Annotated in this window: 16 protein-coding genes; 2 read left to right on the forward strand and 14 right to left on the reverse strand. The window is 71.5% G+C overall.

The annotated features are described in order from the left end of the window. Positions 1-100: 100 nt before the first annotated feature. From ACH427_RS00545 to ACH427_RS00600, 12 genes are all read right to left on the reverse strand, one after another. A complete protein-coding gene (locus ACH427_RS00545) occupies positions 101-436 on the reverse strand; it encodes an RNA polymerase-binding protein RbpA (protein ID WP_079110552.1) in 336 nt (111 codons plus the stop codon). A gap of 185 nt (positions 437-621) precedes the next feature. Continuing rightward, a complete protein-coding gene (secG, locus tag ACH427_RS00550; protein WP_184730779.1) occupies positions 622-852 on the reverse strand; it encodes a preprotein translocase subunit SecG in 231 nt (76 codons plus the stop codon). A 114-nt stretch (positions 853-966) separates the two neighbouring features. Further along, entirely contained in the window at positions 967-1,743 is a 777-nt protein-coding gene (tpiA, locus tag ACH427_RS00555) for a triose-phosphate isomerase (protein ID WP_398867136.1), read from the reverse strand. 6 nt (positions 1,744-1,749) lie between these two features. Further along, positions 1,750-2,961, reverse strand: a complete 1,212-nt coding sequence (locus ACH427_RS00560; protein ID WP_398867137.1) for a phosphoglycerate kinase — start codon at positions 2,959-2,961, stop codon at positions 1,750-1,752. A gap of 121 nt (positions 2,962-3,082) precedes the next feature. Continuing rightward, positions 3,083-4,087 carry a type I glyceraldehyde-3-phosphate dehydrogenase gene (gene gap, locus ACH427_RS00565; protein WP_398867138.1) on the reverse strand — a complete coding sequence of 335 codons (1,005 nt, stop codon included), beginning with the start codon at positions 4,085-4,087 and terminating at the stop codon, positions 3,083-3,085. 121 nt (positions 4,088-4,208) lie between these two features. Then, on the reverse strand, positions 4,209-7,169 hold the full coding sequence (locus ACH427_RS00570) for a M14 family zinc carboxypeptidase (RefSeq protein WP_398867139.1): 2,961 nt from the start codon (positions 7,167-7,169) through the stop codon (positions 4,209-4,211). Positions 7,170-7,314: 145 nt separating this feature from the next. After that, positions 7,315-8,322, reverse strand: a complete 1,008-nt coding sequence (gene whiA / locus ACH427_RS00575) for a DNA-binding protein WhiA (protein ID WP_121797708.1) — start codon at positions 8,320-8,322, stop codon at positions 7,315-7,317. Continuing rightward, a complete protein-coding gene (yvcK, locus tag ACH427_RS00580; protein ID WP_398867140.1) occupies positions 8,313-9,365 on the reverse strand; it encodes a uridine diphosphate-N-acetylglucosamine-binding protein YvcK in 1,053 nt (350 codons plus the stop codon). Before yvcK ends, whiA begins: the two co-directional genes overlap by 10 nt. After that, positions 9,362-10,294: an RNase adapter RapZ gene (gene rapZ / locus ACH427_RS00585; RefSeq protein WP_366007543.1), complete on the reverse strand. Its 933-nt coding sequence runs from the start codon at positions 10,292-10,294 to the stop codon at positions 9,362-9,364. The genes yvcK and rapZ overlap by 4 nt, the downstream gene beginning before the upstream one ends. A 139-nt stretch (positions 10,295-10,433) precedes the next feature. Then, positions 10,434-12,446: an excinuclease ABC subunit UvrC gene (uvrC, locus tag ACH427_RS00590; protein WP_398867141.1), complete on the reverse strand. Its 2,013-nt coding sequence runs from the start codon at positions 12,444-12,446 to the stop codon at positions 10,434-10,436. Positions 12,447-12,608: 162 nt separating this feature from the next. Next, positions 12,609-13,457 (reverse strand): hypothetical protein, encoded by an 849-nt coding sequence (locus ACH427_RS00595; protein ID WP_398867142.1) that lies wholly within the window; start codon positions 13,455-13,457, stop codon positions 12,609-12,611. Positions 13,458-13,461: 4 nt separating this feature from the next. Next, complete coding sequence (locus ACH427_RS00600) at positions 13,462-14,091, reverse strand: papain-like cysteine protease family protein (protein ID WP_398867143.1); 630 nt, start codon at positions 14,089-14,091, stop codon at positions 13,462-13,464. 230 nt (positions 14,092-14,321) lie between these two features. On the opposite strand from ACH427_RS00600, the gene ACH427_RS00605 reads away from it, so the two are divergent. Then, positions 14,322-15,269, forward strand: a complete 948-nt coding sequence (locus tag ACH427_RS00605) for a hypothetical protein (protein ID WP_398867144.1) — start codon at positions 14,322-14,324, stop codon at positions 15,267-15,269. A gap of 207 nt (positions 15,270-15,476) precedes the next feature. On the opposite strand, the gene ACH427_RS00610 is transcribed toward ACH427_RS00605, so the two are convergent. Next, positions 15,477-15,932, reverse strand: a complete 456-nt coding sequence (locus ACH427_RS00610; protein ID WP_398867145.1) for a Rieske (2Fe-2S) protein — start codon at positions 15,930-15,932, stop codon at positions 15,477-15,479. A gap of 137 nt (positions 15,933-16,069) precedes the next feature. Between ACH427_RS00610 and ACH427_RS00615 the strand changes: the two genes are divergently transcribed. Beyond that, a complete protein-coding gene (locus ACH427_RS00615) occupies positions 16,070-16,981 on the forward strand; it encodes a carbohydrate kinase (RefSeq protein WP_398867146.1) in 912 nt (303 codons plus the stop codon). A gap of 273 nt (positions 16,982-17,254) precedes the next feature. Here the strand turns inward: ACH427_RS00615 and uvrA are convergent, their stop codons facing one another. Next, positions 17,255-20,245 (reverse strand): excinuclease ABC subunit UvrA, encoded by a 2,991-nt coding sequence (gene uvrA, locus ACH427_RS00620; protein ID WP_398867147.1) that lies wholly within the window; start codon positions 20,243-20,245, stop codon positions 17,255-17,257. Positions 20,246-20,393: the final 148 nt, after the last annotated feature.

Below are 20,393 nucleotides of genomic sequence, written 5' to 3' on the forward strand. Positions count from 1 at the left end.
GGAGGATGACCTGTCGAAGACCGTACCGGCCACCACTGACAACGGCCCGGCCGCGCGCCTTCTCAGGTGCGCGGCCGGGCCGCCCGTTCGGTGGTGCCGCTCAGATCTCCCCGCGGAGCTTGGCGAGCGCCTCGGCGAGGATCGCCTCGCCGTCCGCGTCGCTGCGCCGCTCCCGGACGTACGCCAGGTGGGTCTTGTAGGGCTCGGTGCGGGGCGGGTCCGGCGGGCTGTCCCGGTCCTGACCTGCCGGGAAGCCGCAGCGCGGGCAGTCCCAGGTGTCCGGCACCTGTGCGTCGCTGGCGAAGCTCGGCTGCGTCTCGTGCCCGTTCGAGCACCAGAAGGAGATGCGGAGGCGAGGTGCGGACTCGCCGCGCTCGGCCTCTCCCATCGGCCCCGCTCCGACCCGACTTCCTCGGATCGCGTTGCCACTTGCCACGGTCGTAACTCCCTGCGTGATGGTGCTGCACGGTGCCAAATAGCGGCTGCGCCGCGGGGTCGGCCGAACGGACTCCGCTGCGGGCGCCCCAGTCTACGTAAGGCCCAACGCGCGTCCAGTGCCAGGAGTTACAGCCCGGCCGCGAAGACGCGACCTCAATGATAGGCCGCGTCCGCGACGGTACGTCAGCTATCGAGCTTCATCAGCAGGCCGAGTGCGACAATGCACGCGAACCACAGCAGACCGACCACGACGGTGATCCGGTCGAGATTCCGCTCGGCGACCGAGGAGCCGCCGACGGAGGACTGCATGCCGCCGCCGAACATGTCGGACAGACCGCCGCCCTTCCCCTTGTGCATGAGCACCAGCATCATCATCAGCAGGCTGAAGACGATGAGGGCGATCGAGAACCCCATGACCACGGCTGGACCAACTCTCTCGGACTGGAACGGTGAGGGGCCGGGCGGCTGATAAGCACCGGTCCCGGCCCCGACAGGGTACGACGGGGAGCACCCGTCGTCATAGCTCGCTTACTGGTCGCGGAACCGGACGATCTTGACGAAGTCGTCCACGTCCAGGGCGGCGCCGCCGATCAGGGCACCGTCGACGTCCGGCTGCGCCATGATCGCGGCGATGTTGCCGGACTTGACGGAGCCGCCGTACTGGATGCGCACCTTGTCGGCCAGCTCACGGCCGTAGAGCTCGGCGAGACGGCCGCGGATGGCACCGCAGACCTCCTGCGCGTCCTCGGGCGTGGCGACCTCGCCGGTGCCGATGGCCCAGACGGGCTCGTAGGCGATGACGATGCTCTCGGCCTGCTCGGCCGGGATGTCCTTGAGGGCGCCGTCGACCTGCGCCAGGGTGTGCGCGACCTGGGCGCCGGCCTTGCGGACCTCCAGGCCCTCGCCGACGCAGAGGATCGGGGTGATCCCGTGCCGGAAGGCGGCCTTGACCTTGGCGTTGCAGACCTCGTCGGTCTCGCCGTGGTACTGGCGGCGCTCGGAGTGGCCGACGGCCACGTAGGAGCACTTGAGCTTGGCCAGCATCGCGCCGGAGATCTCGCCGGTATAGGCGCCGGAGTCGTACGCCGAGATGTCCTGGGCGCCGTACTTGATCTTGAGCTTGTCGCCGTCGACCAGGGTCTGCACCGAGCGCAGGTCCACGAAGGGCGGCAGGACGGCGACCTCGGTCCGGTCGTAGTCCTTGTCGGCGAGCGCGAAGGCGAGCTTCTGGACGTGCGCGATGGCCTCGAGGTGGTTGAGGTTCATCTTCCAGTTGCCCGCCATCAGCGGGGTGCGTTCACTCACGGTGGTTCAGTCCTCCAGTGCGGCGAGGCCGGGGAGCGTCTTGCCCTCGAGGTATTCGAGGCTGGCGCCGCCGCCGGTCGAGATGTGGCCGAAGGCGGTCTCGTCGAAGCCCAGGATGCGCACGGCGGCGGCCGAGTCGCCACCGCCCACGACGGTGAATGCCTCGCTGTCGAGGAGGCCCTGGGCGACGGCCTTGGTGCCGTTGGCGTAGTCGGGGTGCTCGAAGACGCCCATGGGTCCGTTCCAGAAGACCGTGCCCGCGTCGGCGAGCTTCGAGGCGTAGAGCTCACGCGTCTTCGGGCCGATGTCCAGGCCCTCCTTGTCCGCCGGGATGGCGTCCGAGGAGACGAGCTCCGGGTTGGCCGGAGCCTTGGTCTTCAGGTCCGGGAAGTCGGCCGAGACCAGGACGTCGACGGGGAGGACGAACTCCACGCCGCGCTTCTCGGCCCGGGCCAGGTACTCCAGGCAGACCGGGATCTGGTCCTCCTGGAGCAGGGAGATGCCGACCTCGTGGCCCTTGGCCTTGAGGAAGGTGTAGGACATGCCGCCGCCGATGAGGATGCGGTCGGCCTTCTCCAGCAGGTTGTCGATGACACCCAGCTTGTCGGAGACCTTGGCACCGCCGAGGACCACGACGTACGGGCGCGCGACGTCCTCGGTCAGCTTCTTCAGGACGCCGACCTCGGTGGCGATCAGGTCGCCCGCGGCGTGCGGGAGGCGCGCCGGGAGGTCGAAGACCGAGGCGTGCTTGCGGTGCACGGCGCCGAAGCCGTCACCCACATAGAGGTCGGCCAGCGACGCGAGCTCGTCGGCGAAGGCGCCGCGCTCCGCGTCGTCCTTGCTGGTCTCGCCCGCGTTGAAACGGAGGTTCTCCAGCAGCGTGACCTCGCCGTTCGCCAGTGCGGCGACGGTGGCCTTCGCGCTGTCACCGACCGTGTCGGTGGCGAACGAGACATTCTTCCCCAGGATCTCGCCGAGCCGCGTGGCAGCGGGCGCGAGCGAGAACGCGGGGTCCGGGGCGCCCTTGGGACGGCCCAGGTGCGAGGCGACGATCACCTTGGCGCCCGCGGCGGCGAGCTTGGCGATCGTCGGGGCGACGGCGCGGATGCGGCCGTCGTCGGTGATGGTGGTGCCGTCGAGCGGCACATTGAGGTCGGCGCGGACGAAGACCCGCTTGCCCTCGACACCGTCCTGCAGGAGATCGTCGATCGTCTTCATGAATGACTCCGGTTGGGGGCACCTGCCCAGCGGCAGCTGGGGGTTTCCATTGTGGTCAGTCATGGGACGGGGCTCGTACGGCGCCCCATCGCGCCCTACGAGCCCCGTCCCCGCGCTCAGATCAGAGCTGGCCGCCGACGAAGACGGTCAGGTCGACCAGACGGTTGGAGTAGCCCCACTCGTTGTCGTACCAGCCGACGACCTTGACCTGGTTGCCCTGGACCATGGTCAGGGAGGAGTCGAAGGTGCAGGAGGCCGGCCAGTTCACGATGTCGGAGGAGACGATCGCGTCCTCGGTGTACTCGAGGATGCCCTTGAGCTGACCCGAGGCGGCCTTCTGGAAGGCGGCGTTGATCTCTTCCTTGCTGGTCTCGCGGTCGAGCTCGAGGACCAGGTCGGTGACCGAGCCGGTCGGGACCGGGACGCGCATGGCGATGCCGTCCAGCTTGCCCTTCAGCTGCGGGAGGACCAGGGCGGTGGCCTTGGCGGCACCCGTCGAGGTCGGGATGATGTTCTCCGCGGCGGCGCGGGCGCGACGCAGGTCGGAGTGCGGGAAGTCCAGGATGCGCTGGTCGTTGGTGTACGCGTGGACCGTGGTCATCATGCCCTTGACGATGCCGAAGTTCTCGTCGAGAACCTTGGCCATCGGCGCCACGCAGTTGGTGGTGCAGGAGGCGTTGGAGATGACGTGGTGCTTGGCCGCGTCGTACTTGTCCTGGTTGACGCCCATCACGATGGTGATGTCCTCGTCCTTGGCGGGCGCGGAGATCAGGACCTTCTTGGCGCCGGCCGCGATGTGCTTGGCGGCGTCGGCCTTCTTGGTGAAGATGCCGGTCGACTCGATGACGATGTCGGCACCCAGCTCGGCCCACGGCAGGTTCGCCGGGTCGCGCTCGGCCATCGTCTTGAAGGTCATGTCGCCGACGGTGATGGAGTCGTCGGTGTGGCTGACCTCGTGCTTCAGACGACCCAGGATGGTGTCGTACTTCAGCAGGTGGACCAGGGTGGCGTTGTCGGTCAGGTCGTTGACACCGACGATCTGAATGTCCGCACCCTGCTCCAGCAGCGCGCGGAAGTAGTTACGACCGATACGGCCAAAGCCGTTGATGCCTACGCGGATCGTCACGAACCGATCTCCTCGTTGGTGTGCCGGTCTGTCCGCCGGCGAGCTGTATGGGATGTCCCCGACCACCACCGACCCTACCTCTAACGAAGGAGGGACGTGACATTGGCGGACCCCTCACCCGTCACCTGTCAATGGCGTGCAACACATTCCCGAGCAGACGAGCGCGCTCCTTCCCATTTGATACGTGTTCGAGACCGAAACCCAGCAGTGCGGTGTCACGGGTGGTGATGGCCGCGGAGTAGTGGCCGAGCTCCTGCGAACGCGCCCAGTCCCCCGTGTTTCCGGGGCTGCCCGCGGGCGGGCCGGGCACGGCCCAGGGGCCCAGGGAGGTCTCGAAGCCCTCGGTGGCCTGGTCGGTGCCGCCGACGGTGACGGTGGCCTCGTCGACGAAGACGCCGCGGCCGCCGCTGCCCGGGTCCGTGACGTAGGAGACAGCGACCTCGGCCTTCCGGCCCGCGAAGGCGCTCAGATCGAAGGAGACCTGCCGCCAGCCGCCGGACGAGCCGGTGAAGGCGTGCCAGCCGCCCGTGCTGCCCTGGCCCACGCAGCCGCCGCTGCGCAACGTGAGGTAGTGGGTGAGGAAGGGGTGGAGGGCCAGGGTGGAGCCGCAGTCCAGGGGCACCTGATCGGTGGTGCCGCCGCGGGCGTCGGGCAGGGTCGTCCAGTCGTCGCGGCCGACGGTGTGCGCCTCCACGACGGCGTTGTCATAGCCCTGCTCGGTGTCGTGGCTGAGCCGGAAACCGAGGGCGGGCCTGTCCGCCGCGGTCACGCCGGTGAGGTCGACGGTGCGGGCCAGCCGCATCCAGGCGCTGTCCTGGTGCCGGGCGGCCGCCATCCAGCTGCCCGCGTACGGCTGGAAGGGGGAACGCATGCCGGTGTAGTCGCCCGCGGGCGCGCTGCGGAACTGCGGGAAGTCGGCGGGCGGCAGCTCGGCGGAGACCGGGCTGTACGCCCCGGCGGCGGTCAGCGGGCCGCCGGGCGCGTCGGCGAGGGTGGCCGAGGTGCCCTTGAGCTTGCCCGCGCCGTCGAAGCGCGGCGGATGGACGTACGAGACCCGGCTGCCCGCGCCCAGGTAGTACTGAGCGAAGTCGTCGGTGTCGGCCGGGCCGACGCGCGCGCTGCCGCCCGCCTGCTGCCCGGCGGCGACGACCTTGCCCCCGGCATTGACGAAGTCCCTTACGGCCAGCAGGGTTTCGCCGCCCGGCCGGTTCGCGCCGGAGTACCAGACCACGGTCCTGAAGTGGCCGAGCACACCGAGCGCGTGGGGCGCGCCCTGCCGCGCGACGTCCCAGACGGCGGCCTTGCGGCCGTTGTCGGCGAGGGCCTTGGTGTAGACGGCGACGTCTCGGGCGGCCGCCGTGCCGCCCTCGTCGGCCAGCACCAGGGTGTCGGCGCGGGGGCGCTGCGCCACGCTGTAGGTGAACGGCTCGCTGGCGGTGGGCCTGCCATCGCGCGTACGGCCGGTGAACCAGACCTGGACACGGGAGCCGGGGTCGGCGCCCTCGACCTGGGCGCGGTACTGGTCGAAGCGGAGGTTGTCCCGTCCGCCGTAGCGCTTGCCGCCCTCCCATGCCTCTAGCGGCGCGGTGTGCGTACGGCCGCCGTCGACGCGGTAGTTGAGGCGCTTGTCGCGCACGCTCTCGCGGGCGGTGACGGCGACGTCCTGTTCCTCGCCGCGCGCGTAGGAGGTGGTGAAGGTGTCGGGGGTGAAGTCCGGCGCGCTCAGGCCGACGGAGGAGACCGGTTGGTCGTCACCCGCCCGGTTGGCGGCGGTCTCGGCGACGGAGAGCGCGAAGGGGAGGTTCTTGGTGAACTCCCGCTGGATCAGCTTCTCGTCGTCCGGGAAGGTGAAGGAGGAGCGGCAGTCGGCCGGGTCCCAGCGGTGGTCCGGGTCGGACCTGGCCGCGGTCTCGCAGGTCGACATCTCCGGGGTGAACATCATCGTGCCGTTGACGTTGGCCGCGTGCCCGTCGGCCTCGCCGTTGGTGGTGTAGAGCTCGGAGGAGAGCTGGGGGCGGTAGCCGGGGATCGCGGAATTCTCCGGGGTGCCGGCGAGCGCCTTGTAGAGGACGTCGTCCGGGGTGGGCGTGGCGACCTGCCAGCCGACACCGTAGAGCAGCAGTTCCGCGGCGGAGTGGTAGTTGATCGCGAACTTGAAGTGGACGCGCTTCTCGAAGGCGTCCAGGGCGCGGGTCTCCGGCTCGGAGGCGGGGGACGGTCCGCGGTAGGTCTCGGAGGTGGGCCGGGGGGACGAACCCTCGTTGTCGTAGCCCCACTTGTAGGGGAAGTTGCGGTTGAGGTCGACGCCGTCGGCGGAGGTGATCTTGCCGTCGCCGTCGTTGTCCCGCAGGTTCTTGCGCCACAGGCGGGTGTCGGGGCTCTGGAAGGTGTAGTCGTAGCCGTCGGGGTTGGCGGAGAGCAGGAACCACAGCTCGGAGCGGTCGACCAGCTTGGTGACGCGGTCGTCCTTGCCGTAGTGGTCCAGATAGTGGTGCATCAGCCGGCGGGTCATCTCGGGCGTGATCCACTCACGGGCGTGCTGATTGGACATGTAGAGCACGGACGGCCTGGCGCCGTCGCGCGTCCGCGCCGCGTCCTTGGTGATCTTCAGGGCCAGGATGTCCTGCCCGCGCACGGTCCTGCCGATGCTGACGACCTTGGTCAGGCCGGGGTGCGCACGCGCGGTGGCGACGATCTCCTCTTCGAGGCCGCCCTTGGGGCCGTACGGGCGGAAGACGCCGTCACCGGTGGCCTTGAGCCGCTCCTGGGTCTTCCTGGGGACGCGCTTCTCGGTGAGGTCCACGCCCTGCCTGCGCAGGTCCGCGGCCTGCTCGGGGGTGAGGGTGAGCTCGACGGGCGCGGTGTGCCCGGCGGTGACCCGCTCGCCCAGTTCGTGTCCGTCGATGCCCGCCGCGAGGAGCAGCGGGATCTGCGGGGAGGTGACCTTCGCGGTCCACATGGAGAGGGTGCCGCTGTCGGCGGTGGCGCCCGGAACGGGTTGCGCGTGTGCGAAGGGTGCGGCGGCCAGCCCGCCGATCAGCAGTGAAGCGGCCGCCAGGATCGGTCTCACCTTGCGTCTCATGAGCTCCCCTTGTCGTGGTCGGCACATCGGGTCGCACGCACGCCAGGCTGATGAAACGCTCATGATCATGTCAACAGGCGCGGAACCGCCGGTCCGGCTGGATCCCTCCAGCCGGACCGGCGGCCGAGGGGCCTGGCCCCTCCGGTCAGCCGACCATGCCCTCGGCGAGCTCCTCCGAGAGGTCGGACAGATCCGAGAGGTTCGACTCGGTGCCGGGGATGCCCAGATCCTGCGCCCGCTTGTCGGCCATCGCGAGCAGGCGGCGGATGCGGCCGGCGACGGCGTCCTTGGTCAGCGGCGGGTCGGCGAGGGCGCCCAGCTCCTCCAGGGAAGCCTGCTTGTGCTCCATGCGCAGCCGGCCGGCGGCGGCGAGGTGCTCGGGGACCTCCTCGCCGAGGATCTCCAGCGCGCGCTGCACCCGGGCGCCCGCCGCCACCGCGGCGCGCGCCGAGCGGCGCAGGTTGGCGTCGTCGAAATTGGCGAGGCGGTTGGCCGTGGCCCGCACCTCGCGGCGCATCCGCCGCTCCTCCCAGGCGAGCACCGACTCGTGCGCGCCCAGGCGCGTCAACAGCGCGCCGATCGCGTCACCGTCCCGGACGACCACCCGGTCCACGCCGCGCACCTCGCGCGCCTTGGCCGCGATCTGGAGCCTGCGGGCCGCACCGACCAGCGCGAGCGCCGCCTCGGGCCCGGGGCAGGTCACCTCCAGGGAGGACGAGCGGCCGGGCTCGGTGAGCGAGCCGTGGGCCAGGAACGCGCCGCGCCAGGCGGCCTCCGCGTCACACGTGGCACCCGAGACGACCTGCGGCGGCAGCCCGCGGATCGGCCGGCCGCGGCCGTCGACCAGGCCGGTCTGGCGGGCCAGCTGGTCACCGCCCGCCACCACCCGCACCACGTAACGGCTGCCGCGGCGCAGCCCGCCGGGGGCCATCACCACCAGGTCCGAGCTGTGCCCGAAGATCTCCAGGATGTCCTTGCGGAGCCGCCGGGCCGCGATCCCGGTGTCCAGCTCCGCCTCGATCACGATGCGCCCGCTGACCAGGTGCAGTCCGCCCGCGAACCGCAGGATCGCCGAGACCTCCGCTTTCCGGCAGCAGGTCCGGGTGACGGGGAGCCGGGAGATTTCATCCTTCACCGCTGCCGTCATCGCCATGGGCCGATCCTTCCATGCATCCGAAAAATACGGTCGTACGCGGCGGCCAACAGCTCCGGGTCGTGTGTAGGGGAGCCGTCGGGCGCGGCGACCGGCGCCAGCTCGACCGCCGCCCCCAGACGCTTGGCGGCGTCGGTGAGGCTCTGCCGGTCGGGCACGGCGGCCTCGTCGGCCAGCACCACGTCCAGGGCGAGTTTAGGGGCGTGTCGGGCCAAAACCTCCAAATGACGCTGCGGGGAGAAGCCATCTGTTTCGCCGGGCTGCGGCGCGAGGTTCAGCGAGAGCACCCGGCGGGCCTTGGTCTGCTGGAGCGCGTCGAGCAGCTCGGGCACCAGCAGATGCGGGATCACGGAGGAGAACCACGAGCCCGGTCCGAGGACCACCCAGTCGGCGTCGAGCACCGCTTCCACGGCCTCGGGCACGGCCGGCGGGTCCTCCGGCACGACGTGCACGGACTGCACCTCACCGCGGGTGAGCGCCACGGTGGCCTGGCCGCGCACGGTGCTGATCGCGTCGGGCTCGGCCACGTCGTGGCCCCGTACGAGCGCCTGGAGCTCCAGCGGCACCGCGGACATGGGCAGCACCCTGCCGTGCGCGCCGAGGAGCTTGCCGACCAGGTCCAGGGCCTGCACATGGTCGCCGAGCTGCTCCCACAGGGCGACGATCAGCAGATTGCCGACGGCGTGTCCGTGCAGGTCGCCCTCGCTGGCGAAGCGGTGCTTGATCACCCGGGCCCAGGTCTGGCCCCAGTCGTCGTCACCGCACAGCGCGGCGAGCGCCTTGCGCAGGTCGCCGGGGGGCAGCACGCCCAGCTCGTCGCGGAGCCGGCCGCTGGAGCCGCCGTCGTCGGCGACGGTGACGACGGCGGTCAGGTCGCCGGTGATGCGGCGCAGGGCGGCCAGCGACGCGGACAGGCCGTGGCCGCCGCCGAGGGCGACGACCTTGGGCTGCGCGCCGCGGCCCACGCGGGCGCCGCCCCGCCCGCTCGCGCGGGCGGGGACGAGCCGGCGGCCGCGGCGCAGCCGGAACGTGCGGCCGGTCACTCGCGCCCCATGTCCCTGTGGACGACCACGGTCTCGACACCCTCCGAGGCCAGGCGGTGGGCGAGCTTCTCGGACATCGCCACCGAGCGGTGCTTGCCGCCGGTGCAGCCGACCGCGATGGTCACATAGCGCTTGCCCTCGCGGCGGTAGCCCGCGGCGATCAGCTGGAGCAGCTCGGTGTAGCGGTCGAGGAACTCCTTGGCGCCGGGCTGGTTGAAGACGTAGCCCGAGACCTCCTCGTTGAGGCCGGTGAAGGGGCGCAGCTCGGGGACCCAGTGCGGGTTGGGCAGGAAGCGGCAGTCCACCACGAGGTCGGCGTCGACGGGCAGGCCGTACTTGTAGCCGAACGACATGACGGTGGCCCGCAGCTCGGGCTCCTCCTCGCCGGCGAACTGGGCGTCCATCTTGGCGCGCAGCTCGTGGACGTTGAGGCTGGAGGTGTCGATCACCAGGTCGGCGTCGCCGCGCAGCTCGCGCAGCAGGTCGCGCTCGGCGGCGATGCCGTCGACGATGCGCCCGGAGCCCTGGAGGGGGTGCGGGCGGCGCACGGACTCGAAGCGGCGCACCAGGGCGTCGTCGGACGCCTCCAGGAAGATCACCCGGCGCTTGACCTTCTTGGCCGCGAGGTCCGCGAGGGACTCCCGGAGGTTGTCGAAGAAGCGGCGGCCGCGGACGTCCACGACCACGGCGATGCGGGCCACGTTGCCCTGCGAGCGGGCGCCGAGGTCCACCATGGTGGGGATCAGGGCGGGCGGCAGGTTGTCCACGACGAACCAGCCGAGGTCCTCCAGGCACTTGGCGGCGGTGCTGCGGCCCGCCCCCGACATGCCGGAGATGATCACCAGTTCGGGGATGCCCGCCGCCTCACCGGCCGCGTCCGCCGTCGTGCCCGTACTCACCTGTGCTCCGTCTCGCTCGGTCCCGGTCATGCTGCTACCCCCGTTCTGCGGACGGCGCCGCGGGGCGCGGCTCCGTCTTCCATACTGCGGTCTTCCGGTGTCCGTGCCCCGGACCGCGCCCGCCGTCCGGGCGCGCACCGCCGGCCGAGGCCGTGGGTGTACACGTCCATCATTCCTCCGCATCGTCCATGATCTCGCCTGTCGCGGTGTTGACGGCAGGGGCGGGCGGCGCTGTCGCGGCGAGTGCGGCGGCGATCGTCTCGGCCGTCTTGCGGCCGATGCCGGGCGTCTCGCAGATCTGCTCGACGGTCGCGGCCCGCAGCCGCTTGACCGAACCGAAGTGCTTGATCAGCGCCCGCTTGCGGGTGTCCCCGAGGCCGGGGACGGCGTCCAGCGGTCCGGTCTTCATGCTCTTGGAGCGCTTGCCGCGCTGGTAGGAGATGGCGAAGCGGTGCGCCTCGTCCCGGACGCGCTGGAGGAGATAGAGGCCCTCGCTGGTGCGCGGCAGGACGACGGGATCGTCGTCGTCGGGCAGCCAGACCTCTTCGAGGCGCTTGGCGAGGCCGCAGACGGCCACATCGCTGATGCCGAGGTCGTCCAGGGCCCGCCGGGCGGCGGCGACCTGCGGCTGCCCGCCGTCGACCACGACGAGCTGCGGCGGATAGGCGAAGCGCTTGGGCCGGTCGTCCTCGACGGCGACGGGCCCGTCCTCGGTGTCCTCGACGGCGTTCGCCTCGGACCACTCCCCCGCCTTCTGCTGCTCCCGCAGATAGCGGCGGAAGCGGCGGGCGACGACCTCGTGCATCGAGCGGACGTCGTCCTGGCCCTCGCCGTGCCAGACCTGGGTGTCCCCGACGCGGCCCGTGATCTGGAAGCGGCGGTACTCGCTCTTGCGGGCGAGGCCGTCCTCGAAGACGACCATGGACGCCACCACGTCCTGCCCCTGGAGGTGGGAGATGTCGAAGCACTCGATGCGCAGCGGCGCCGAGTCGAGCCCGAGAGCCTCCGCGATCTCCTCCAGGGCACGGGAGCGGGTGGTGAGGTCGGAGGCGCGCTTGGTCTTGTGCAGCGCGAGGGCCTGTGCGGCGTTGCGCTGGACCGTGGCCATCAGGTCCTTCTTGTCGCCGCGCTGCGGGATGCGCAGGTCCACGCGGCCGCCCCGGCGCTCACCGAGCCACTGGGCGACGGGCTCCACCGGGTCGGGCAGGGCCGGGACGAGGACCTCCTTGGGGACCGCGTCGCCCTTCTCCTCGCCGTAGAGCTGCTGGAGCGCGTGCTCGACCAGGCCCGCGGTGTCGACGGCCTCGACCTTGTCGGTCACCCAGCCGCGCTGGCCGCGCACCCGCCCGCCGCGCACGTGGAAGATCTGGACGGCGGCCTCCAGCTCGTCCTCCGCGACGGCGATCAGGTCGGCGTCGGTGGCGTCGGCGAGGACGACGGCGTTCTTCTCCATGGCGCGGCGCAGCGCTTCCATGTCGTCACGCAGCCGGGCGGCCTTCTCGTACTCCATCTCCTCGGCGGCTTCGCGCATCCGCTCCTCCAGGCGGCGCAGATAGGCGCCGGTGCGGCCGGCCATGAAGTCGCAGAACTCCTCGGCCAGTTCGCGGTGCTCCTCGGGGGTGACGCGGCCGACGCACGGGGCGGAGCACTTGCCGATGTAGCCGAGGAGACAGGGGCGGCCGATCTGGGCGGAGCGCTTGAACACCCCGGCGGAGCAGGTGCGTACGGGAAAGACACGCAGCATCAGGTCGACGGTCTCGCGGATCGCCCAGGCGTGGGCGTACGGGCCGAAGTAGCGCACGCCCTTCTTCTTGGGGCCGCGCATGACCTGCACGCGGGGGAACTCCTCGCCCAGCGTGACGGCGAGGGAGGGGTAGCTCTTGTCGTCGCGGTATTTGACGTTGAAGCACGGGTCGTACTCCTTGATCCAGGAATACTCCAGCTGGAGCGCCTCGACCTCGGTGGCGACCACGGTCCACTCGACGGAGGCCGCGGTGGTGACCATGGTGCGCGTGCGCGGGTGCAGACCGGCGAGATCCTGGAAGTACGAGGAGAGCCGCTGGCGCAGGCTCTTCGCCTTCCCTACGTAGATCACGCGGCCGTGCTCGTCACGGAATCTGTAGACCCCCGGCGAGTCGGGGATCTGTCCCGGCTTGGGTCGGTAGCTGCTGGGGTCGGCCATGTCCCACAGCCTACTTGCGGGCACTGACAACGCCGTCGTCCAGCCGGGCCCGGAACGGGGGCGGGGGCGGGCACGCCTCCGGCCCCGGCGAGTGCGCGCCGGGGCCGGAGCGGGAGCGTTGTGGGGCCGCCCCCTCGGTGCGGGTGGTCCGCCGCGGGCCGGTCAGCCGCGGCGCCGCCTGCGGCGGACCACCAGGGCGGAGGCGCCGAGGGCCAGGGCCGCGCCCGCGGCCGTCGCGGTGGCCGCCGTGTTCAGCGGGCCGCCCGCGTCGGTCCGCGCCGCGGCCGCGGTCCTGACCTCTGCCGTCCGCCCCGCCGTCCCGCCGGCCGGCTCCGCATAACCGCCGGCCATGCCCTGCCGGGCGTACGCGGAGCCCGGCAGCTTGTCGCCGTACGCCTTGTGGACGCGCGCCCGGTAGTTCTCGACGCTCGTGCCACCGGCCCCGATCGCCCGGGTGGCGTCGGCGTCGAGCGGCAGCACCCGGTCGCCGCGCTGGACGTACCAGGCGTCGATCTGCGGCTCGCGGAAGACGGTGCCCCCGCCGAGCTTCCGCGCGCCCTCGGCGGCGTAGCGCGTCTCGTCGTCGCCGGTGGCGATGTTGACGACCTTCCAGGTGTCCCCGGACTTCACCGTCCACACCGACGCCTTCTGCCCGTCGGCGGAGACCGCCTCGCTGGCGAGGAACTCCAGCTCGGCGACGGGGGCGTCCTTCTTGCCCGCCACGAACTCCGGGGCGAGCGTGTAGACCGGCACTGTCGCGCCGTCGATCCTCGGCCGCGCCTTCGCCTGGGCGACGGCTCCGTCGCGGGCGAAGAAGCGGGAGAGGGTGTCGAGCGTCGCGGGGGCGGCCGCCGCGTCGTGCGCGGCGCTGACGCCCGCGGCGGGCGGGGCGACGGGGGCGGGGACAGGGTTCCCGTCGGCGTGCGCGAGGGGGGCGAGGCCGAGGAGGGCGGCGGTGAGCGCTCCGGCGGCCGCCGCACGGGCCGCGTTCCTGCTGGTGTGCGTGCTCATGACCTCACGCCCCGATCCGGTAGAGCGAGTGGGTCCACGAGAACTGGTCGTTGTTCACGTACCAGCTGTGCGAGGCCCAGTTGTAGCGGTTGTTGGACGGCCACGGGTCACCCCAGTAGACCCAGCTGCCGGAGTCGTCGTACCCGTAGAGGACGTGCATGTGGCCACCTCCGGAGGCCCACTGGATGCGGGTCTCGACGGGCCGGTTCGCGTTGATCTCCCCCTGCACGGTCGCGTAGCGCAGCCAGCCGCTCACGTACGAGCCGGAGTTGATGCCCGCCCAGTCGAGGGCGTTCTGCACATTGCCCAGGGTGGCCTGGTTGTTGGGGCACTCCGAGCCCTGCTGCCGGTTGAAGGCGGCGTTGCAGAACTGGTTCTGGCTGTAGTTGCGCCCGAACCAGGTGGCGATGGTGTTGCCGGAGCCCGCCCAGCACCAATTGGTCTTCTGCTGGGCCTGCATGGAGATGTTGAGCTTCTTGGACGCGGCGTAGCCCTGGTGACCGCCGCCGGTCGCCGCGCTCGCCGTGGTGGGGACGGCGAGCAGGGCGGAGGCGACGAGCGCGGCGACGGACAGCCGTCTGCCGCGTATACGGCTCTTTCCGGTCGTTTTCTGTTGTGCCGATGCACGGGACATGGACGTTCCTCCCGAGGCGGGGGGTTGAGACGGAGGAGCGCGTCCGGACGCTGATCAGGAGCATCAGGGTGTTGTCAGTGACCGGTCAACAGGTTTCAATGCTGGGTGAGCCGGCGGTGTGAACAGCACGAACCGGATGTGAACGGCCGGTGCCCGGTCAAGAGGATCACAGCGGTCCGGTGAGCCGGATCGCTCCCGCCGCCGGTGAACATTCACAGAGGGGCGAGCGGATGACACAGAGCGGCGCGGCGGCCGACGCGGCCGAGAACGAGCTTGCGCGAGCCCTACGCACCGGACCGTTCCACCTGGCACTGCGCACCGCGCTGTCCGTGCGCGGGCTCGCCCTGCACCGGGTGCAGCACCGGCTCGCGCAGCGCGGCGTGAAGGTCGGGGTGACGAGCCTCAGTTACTGGCAGCAGGGCGCGCGCAGACCCCAGCGGGCCGAGTCGCTGCGCGCGGTGCGTGCGCTGGAGGAGGTACTGGAGCTGCCGCCGCACTCCCTGAGCCGGCTGCTCGAACCGGCGTCGCCCCGCACCGGGGCGGAACGTCCCGCGGCCCGCTCCTACCGCTCCCTGGTCGAGGAGTCACGGGCGCTGGGGCGGCTGCTGGCGGAGCTGGAGTCACCGGCCGACGGCGGGCTGCACACCGTCTGCCATCTGGAGCGGGTCCTGATCGGCGCCGGACGCGAGCTCCGGGAGCGCGACTCGCAGCACGTCGTCCGCGCCCACCGGGACGGTGTGGACCGCTACATCGCCATCCACCACGGCGACACCGGCTGCGACCCCGGGCAGGTGGCGGTGCGGGCCGCCGAGAACTGCCGGGTGGGGCGCGTGCGCTGGCACGCCGAGGCGGGCGTCCTCGTCGCCGAGCTGCTCTTCGACACCCGGCTGCGGGCCGGGGAGACCTATGTCTTCGGCTACGGCTTCGAGGACGGCACGGCCGGGCCGAGCAGCGAGTACGTACGGGGGTTCAGCTTCGCGGGCGGGCAGTACGTGCTCCAGGTGCGCTTCGACAGCGCGGCGCTGCCGGTGCGCTGCCGCAGGTTCGCCCAGAGCTCCGCGGGCGCGCCGCGCGCCGGGCAGCAGGAACTGACACTGGCGGGGCGGCACCGCGGCGTGCACCTGGTGGAGCAGGGGGTGCGGCCGGGCATCCTGGGGATCACCTGGGACTGGTCCTGAGCGGGCCGCGCCCGGCGGAATCCCGCCCGGCCGCGGCTCCGTCGTCCCCCGGTCTCCCGGGTCCCCTGCCGGGCTTGATCGCCTGCCTCACGCCGGGCACATCGGCCTGTCCGGCGATCGAGGACACCGCCGCGCGGCGGCGGTGCGGGAGCGGGACGGCCCGCGGCCGGGCCACGAGAACCGCCGAGCCCGCCCCGGCGCCCGGCGTCAGGCGTCCGGGCCCGCGATCAGCTTGCCGTCGGCCAGCTTGACCGGCACGGCGGGCAGGGGCGCGCCGGCCGGGCCCTGGAGGACCTTGCCGGTGGCCGGGTCGAACTTGCTGCCGTGGCACGGGCAGCTGATCTTCCCGTCCTCGATCTTGTCGACGACACAGCCCGCGTGCGTGCAGACCGCGCTGAACGCCTTGTACTCGCCCTTGGCGGGCTGCGAGACGACCAGGCGCTGCTCGCGGTAGAGCCGGGCGCCGCCGACGGGCACGTCGGCCGGGGCCCCGAGCTCCACGGGGGCGGTGGGGGCGGCCGCGCCCTTGGCGCCGCCCGGACCGCCACCCGTGCACGCCGTGACGCCGAGCCCCGCGGCACCCACCAGAGCGGCGCCGCGCAGCACGGTGCGGCGGTCCGTGCCGGGGGCGGCGGATTCGGCGGGGTCGGCGGGGGGTGTCATGGGTGCTCCAACGGTGCGCTGCGGATCGAACGCGTCGACCCTACCGGCACTCCCGATTCCCCTTGCGCCCCCTCCGCGGAGTCGGCGGCATGGCAGGCTGGGCCCGGCGGGAACCCGGCCGGGAAAGGATGCTCCTTGTGATCGTCGTCGCCGGAGAGGCTCTGATCGACCTGGTGCCTCTGGTGCCGGACGAGGGCGGGGGCGCGCTGCCCGCGCTGCTGCCGCGGCGCGGCGGCGGCCCGTACAACACGGCCGTGGCGCTGGGACGGTTGGGCGGACCGGCCGCCTTCTGCTCCCGGGTGTCGGCGGACGGCTTCGGCGAGGCCCTGCTGGCCGGCCTCCGGTCGGCGGGGGTCGACATCTCGCTGGTACGGCGCGGGCCGGAGCCGACGACGCTCGCGGTGGCCGACGTGGGGAAGGACGGCTCCGCGGGCTACGCCTTCTACGCCGAGGGCACCGCGGACCGCCTGTTCGAGCTCCCGGGGCCGCTGCCGGAGGCGGTGTCGGCGCTGTGCCTGGGCACCTGTGCGCTGGTGCTGGAGCCCGGGGCGAGCGCGTACGAGGCGTTGCTGCGCCGGGAGGCGGAGCGCGGGGTGTTCACGCTCCTCGACCCCAACATCCGGGCGGGCCTGATCCCCGACGCGGACGCCCACCGTGCCCGCTTCCGCTCCTGGCTGCCGCATGTGACCCTGCTGAAGCTCTCCGACGAGGACGCCCGGTGGCTGGGCGGCTCCCCCGGCGAATGGCTGGCCGAGGGCCCTGCCGCGGTGGTGATCACCCACGGGGCGGCGGGCCTGTCCGTACACACCCGCGACGGCCTCCGGCACACGGTCCCGGCACCGGCGGTCGAGGTCGTGGACACGATCGGTGCGGGCGACACGGTGAACGCGGCGCTTCTGCACGGGCTCGCGACATGTGGGGCACTGTCGCGAGAGGCTCTGGCCACGGTGGCCTGGCCTCCTCTTCTCCGCTTCGCGGCCCGGGCGGCGGCCGTCACGTGCTCGCGCGCGGGGGCGGAGCCGCCGTGGGGGGCGGAGCTCGCTCTTTAGGGTGCGGCTCGCCGGCGCCTGCGGCGGGCTTTCCCCTACCCGCTGCGTCCGACGTGCGGCTCCGCCGCGTGGGAGGCGCCTGCCCCAGGCCCCCGGCTGCGGGTTTCGGTTACTGGGGGAGTTTGAGGACCACGCGCGAAGCGTGTTGCTGGGGGTCTGGGGGCTTGCCCCCAGTTCCGGGAAGGGGCAGGCAAGGGGAAAGCCCGCCGCAGGCGCCAACAGCCCGCACCCGCGAAGCGGCCCTCACCCCCACCCCACCGGCCGAACCTTCCGCTAGACCTTCCGCCCCCGAGCAGCCCGCTTCGCCGGAGCCGCGGCAACCGCCTTCTTCGCCGGAGCGGCAGCGGCCTTCTTCGAAGCAGCCGCCCTCTTCGAAGCAGCAGCCTTCTTCTTCCGCACGGGCGCCGCGGGCGAATCGCTCACCCGGTCCCCGAGAAGCTCCCGCAGGAACTTCCCGGTGTGACTGTCCGGCACGGAAGCCACCTCTTCCGGCGTGCCCTCCGCGATGACGAGGCCGCCGCCGCTGCCGCCCTCCGGGCCCATGTCGACGACCCAGTCGGCCGTCTTGATGACGTCGAGGTTGTGCTCGATGACGATGACGCTGTTGCCCTTGTCGACCAGCCCCGAGAGCACCGAGATGAGCTTGCTGATGTCCTCAAAGTGCAGCCCGGTGGTGGGCTCGTCGAGGACGTAGACCGTGCGGCCGGTCGAGCGCTTCTGCAGCTCGCTGGCGAGCTTGACGCGCTGCGCCTCGCCGCCGGAGAGCGTCGGCGCGGACTGCCCGAGGCGGACGTATCCGAGCCCGACCTCGTGCAGGGTGCGCAGGTGCCGGGCGATCGTCGGCACGGCCTCGAAGAAGTCGAGCGCCTCCTCGATGGGCATGTCCAGCACCTCGGCGATGGACTTGCCCTTGTAATGCACCTCCAGGGTCTCCCGGTTGTAGCGCGCGCCGTGGCAGACCTCGCACGGCACGTACACGTCCGGCAGGAAGTTCATCTCGATCTTGATCGTGCCGTCGCCGGAGCAGTTCTCGCAGCGGCCGCCCTTGACGTTGAAGGAGAAGCGGCCCGGCAGATAGCCGCGCACCTTCGCCTCCATCGTCTCCGCGAAGAGCTTGCGGATGTTGTCGAAGACGCCGGTGTACGTCGCGGGGTTGGAGCGCGGCGTGCGGCCGATGGGCGACTGGTCGACGTGGACGACCTTGTCGACGAGGTCGTCGCCGTCCACGCGCGTGTGCCGCCCGGGGACGGCACGGGCGCCGTTGAGCTCGCGGGCCAGGTGGGTGTAGAGGATGTCGTTGACCAGCGTCGACTTGCCGGAACCGGAGACACCGGTGACGGCCGTGAGCACACCGAGCGGGAAGGACACGTCGATGTCCTGGAGGTTGTTCTCCCGGGCGCCGCGCACGGTCAGCCGGCGGTCGAGGTCCACGGGCCGGCGCTCGAACGGCGTGGCGATGGCCTTCTTGCCGGAGAGATACTGACCGGTCATCGACTCCTTGTTGCGCAGCAGGTCCTTCAGGGGTCCGCTGTGCACCACCTTGCCGCCGTGCTCGCCCGCGCCGGGGCCGATGTCGACCACCCAGTCGGCGACCTTGATGGTGTCCTCGTCGTGCTCGACGACGATCAGAGTGTTGCCCATGTCCCGCAGGCGCACGAGCGTTTCGATGAGGCGGTGGTTGTCGCGCTGGTGGAGGCCGATGGACGGCTCGTCCAGGACGTAGAGCACGCCGACGAGGCCGGAGCCGATCTGGGTGGCGAGCCGGATGCGCTGGGCCTCGCCGCCGGAGAGGGTGCCCGCGGCGCGGTTGAGCGAGAGATAGTCCAGGCCGACGTCGACCAGGAACCTCAGCCGCTCGTTGACCTCCTTGAGGACCCGCTCGGCGATCTTCTTCTCGCGGCCGGTGAGCTTCATGTCCCGCAGGAAGTCGGCGCATTCGCTGATCGACATCGCGGCGACGTCGGCGATGGACCGCCCCTGCACGGTGACCGCGAGGACGATCGGCTTGAGGCGGGTGCCCTCACAGGTCGGGCAGGGCACCTCGCGCATATAGCCCTCGAAGCGCTCGCGGCTGGAGTCGCTCTCCGCCTCGGAGTGGCGCCGCTTGACGAAGGGCACCGCGCCCTCGAAGGCCGTGGTGTACGCGCGCTCGCGGCCGTAGCGGTTGCGATAGCGCACCTCGATCTGGGTGCGGTGGCCGTTCAGCAGCGCCTTCTTGGCGCGCTGCGGCAGCCCGGCCCAGGGGATGTCGGTGCGGAACCCGAGCTCGCCGGCCAGGGCGCCGACGAGGCGGTTGAAGTAGTCCTTGGTGTGGCCGTGCGACCAGGGGCTGATCGCGCCCTCGTCCAGGGACTTGTCCTCGTCGGGGACGATCAGCTCCGGGTCGACCTCCATGCGGGTGCCGATGCCGGTGCAGTCCGGGCAGGCGCCGAAGGGGGAGTTGAAGGAGAAGGAGCGCGGCTCCAGCTCCTCGAAGGAGAGGTCGTCGTACGGGCAGTAGAGGTGCTCGGAATACATCCGCTCACGCTCGGGGTCGTCCTCGGCGAGGTCCACGAAGTCGAGGATCACCATGCCGCCGGACAGGCCCAGCGCGGTCTCGATCGAGTCGGTCAGCCGGCGCTTGGCGCTGTCCTTGACGGTGAGGCGGTCGACGACCACCTCGACCGTGTGCTTCTCCTGCTTCTTGAGCTTGGGCGGCTCGGAGAGCTGGATGGTCTCGCCGTCGACGCGGGCCCTGCTGTAGCCCTTGGTCTGGAGGTCGGCGAAGAGGTCGACGAACTCGCCCTTGCGCTCGCGCACCAGCGGGGAGAGCACCTGGAAGCGGCTGCCCTCGGGCAGCTCCAGGACCTTGTCGACGATCGCCTGCGGCGACTGGCGGGAGATGGGCCGCGCGCACTCGGGGCAGTGCGGCTTGCCGATGCGCGCGAAGAGCAGGCGGAGGTAGTCGTAGACCTCGGTGATGGTGCCGACCGTGGAACGCGGGTTGCGCGAGGTCGACTTCTGGTCGATGGATACGGCCGGGGACAGGCCCTCGATGAAGTCCACATCGGGCTTGTCCATCTGCCCGAGGAACTGCCGTGCGTAGGAGGAGAGGGACTCGACGTAGCGACGCTGCCCCTCGGCGAAGATCGTGTCGAACGCGAGGGACGACTTGCCCGACCCGGAGAGCCCCGTGAAGACGATGAGGGAGTCACGGGGGAGGTCGAGCGAGACGTTCTTGAGGTTGTGCTCGCGAGCGCCACGGACGATGAGACGGTCAGCCACGCGGGTCGGCACCTTTCTTGAGAACGGTGGGATGTGCCGCATCCCCGACCCAGGGTAGGGGGGCCGCGGCGCGGATGTCGGATCCGATGCCACACACGAGCCTATAGCACGCACATTCGAATTACGGCAGGAGTCGCATGACTTCACC

The sequence above is a fragment of the Streptomyces sp. NPDC020379 genome, from assembly GCF_044387105.1.
Taxonomy (GTDB): Bacteria; Actinomycetota; Actinomycetes; order Streptomycetales; family Streptomycetaceae; genus Streptomyces.

Coding starts and splice junctions, on each gene's coding strand:
- secG (WP_184730779.1), bottom strand. CDS start 852: ATGGGGTTCTCGATCGCCCTCATCGTCTTCAGCCTGCTGATGATGATG.
- ACH427_RS00560 (WP_398867137.1), bottom strand. CDS start 2,961: ATGAAGACGATCGACGATCTCCTGCAGGACGGTGTCGAGGGCAAGCGG.
- ACH427_RS00570 (WP_398867139.1), bottom strand. CDS start 7,169: ATGAGACGCAAGGTGAGACCGATCCTGGCGGCCGCTTCACTGCTGATC.
- whiA (WP_121797708.1), bottom strand. CDS start 8,322: ATGGCGATGACGGCAGCGGTGAAGGATGAAATCTCCCGGCTCCCCGTC.
- rapZ (WP_366007543.1), bottom strand. CDS start 10,294: ATGACCGGGACCGAGCGAGACGGAGCACAGGTGAGTACGGGCACGACG.
- uvrC (WP_398867141.1), bottom strand. CDS start 12,446: ATGGCCGACCCCAGCAGCTACCGACCCAAGCCGGGACAGATCCCCGAC.
- ACH427_RS00595 (WP_398867142.1), bottom strand. CDS start 13,457: ATGAGCACGCACACCAGCAGGAACGCGGCCCGTGCGGCGGCCGCCGGA.
- ACH427_RS00600 (WP_398867143.1), bottom strand. CDS start 14,091: ATGTCCCGTGCATCGGCACAACAGAAAACGACCGGAAAGAGCCGTATA.
- ACH427_RS00605 (WP_398867144.1), top strand. CDS start 14,322: ATGACACAGAGCGGCGCGGCGGCCGACGCGGCCGAGAACGAGCTTGCG.
- ACH427_RS00610 (WP_398867145.1), bottom strand. CDS start 15,932: ATGACACCCCCCGCCGACCCCGCCGAATCCGCCGCCCCCGGCACGGAC.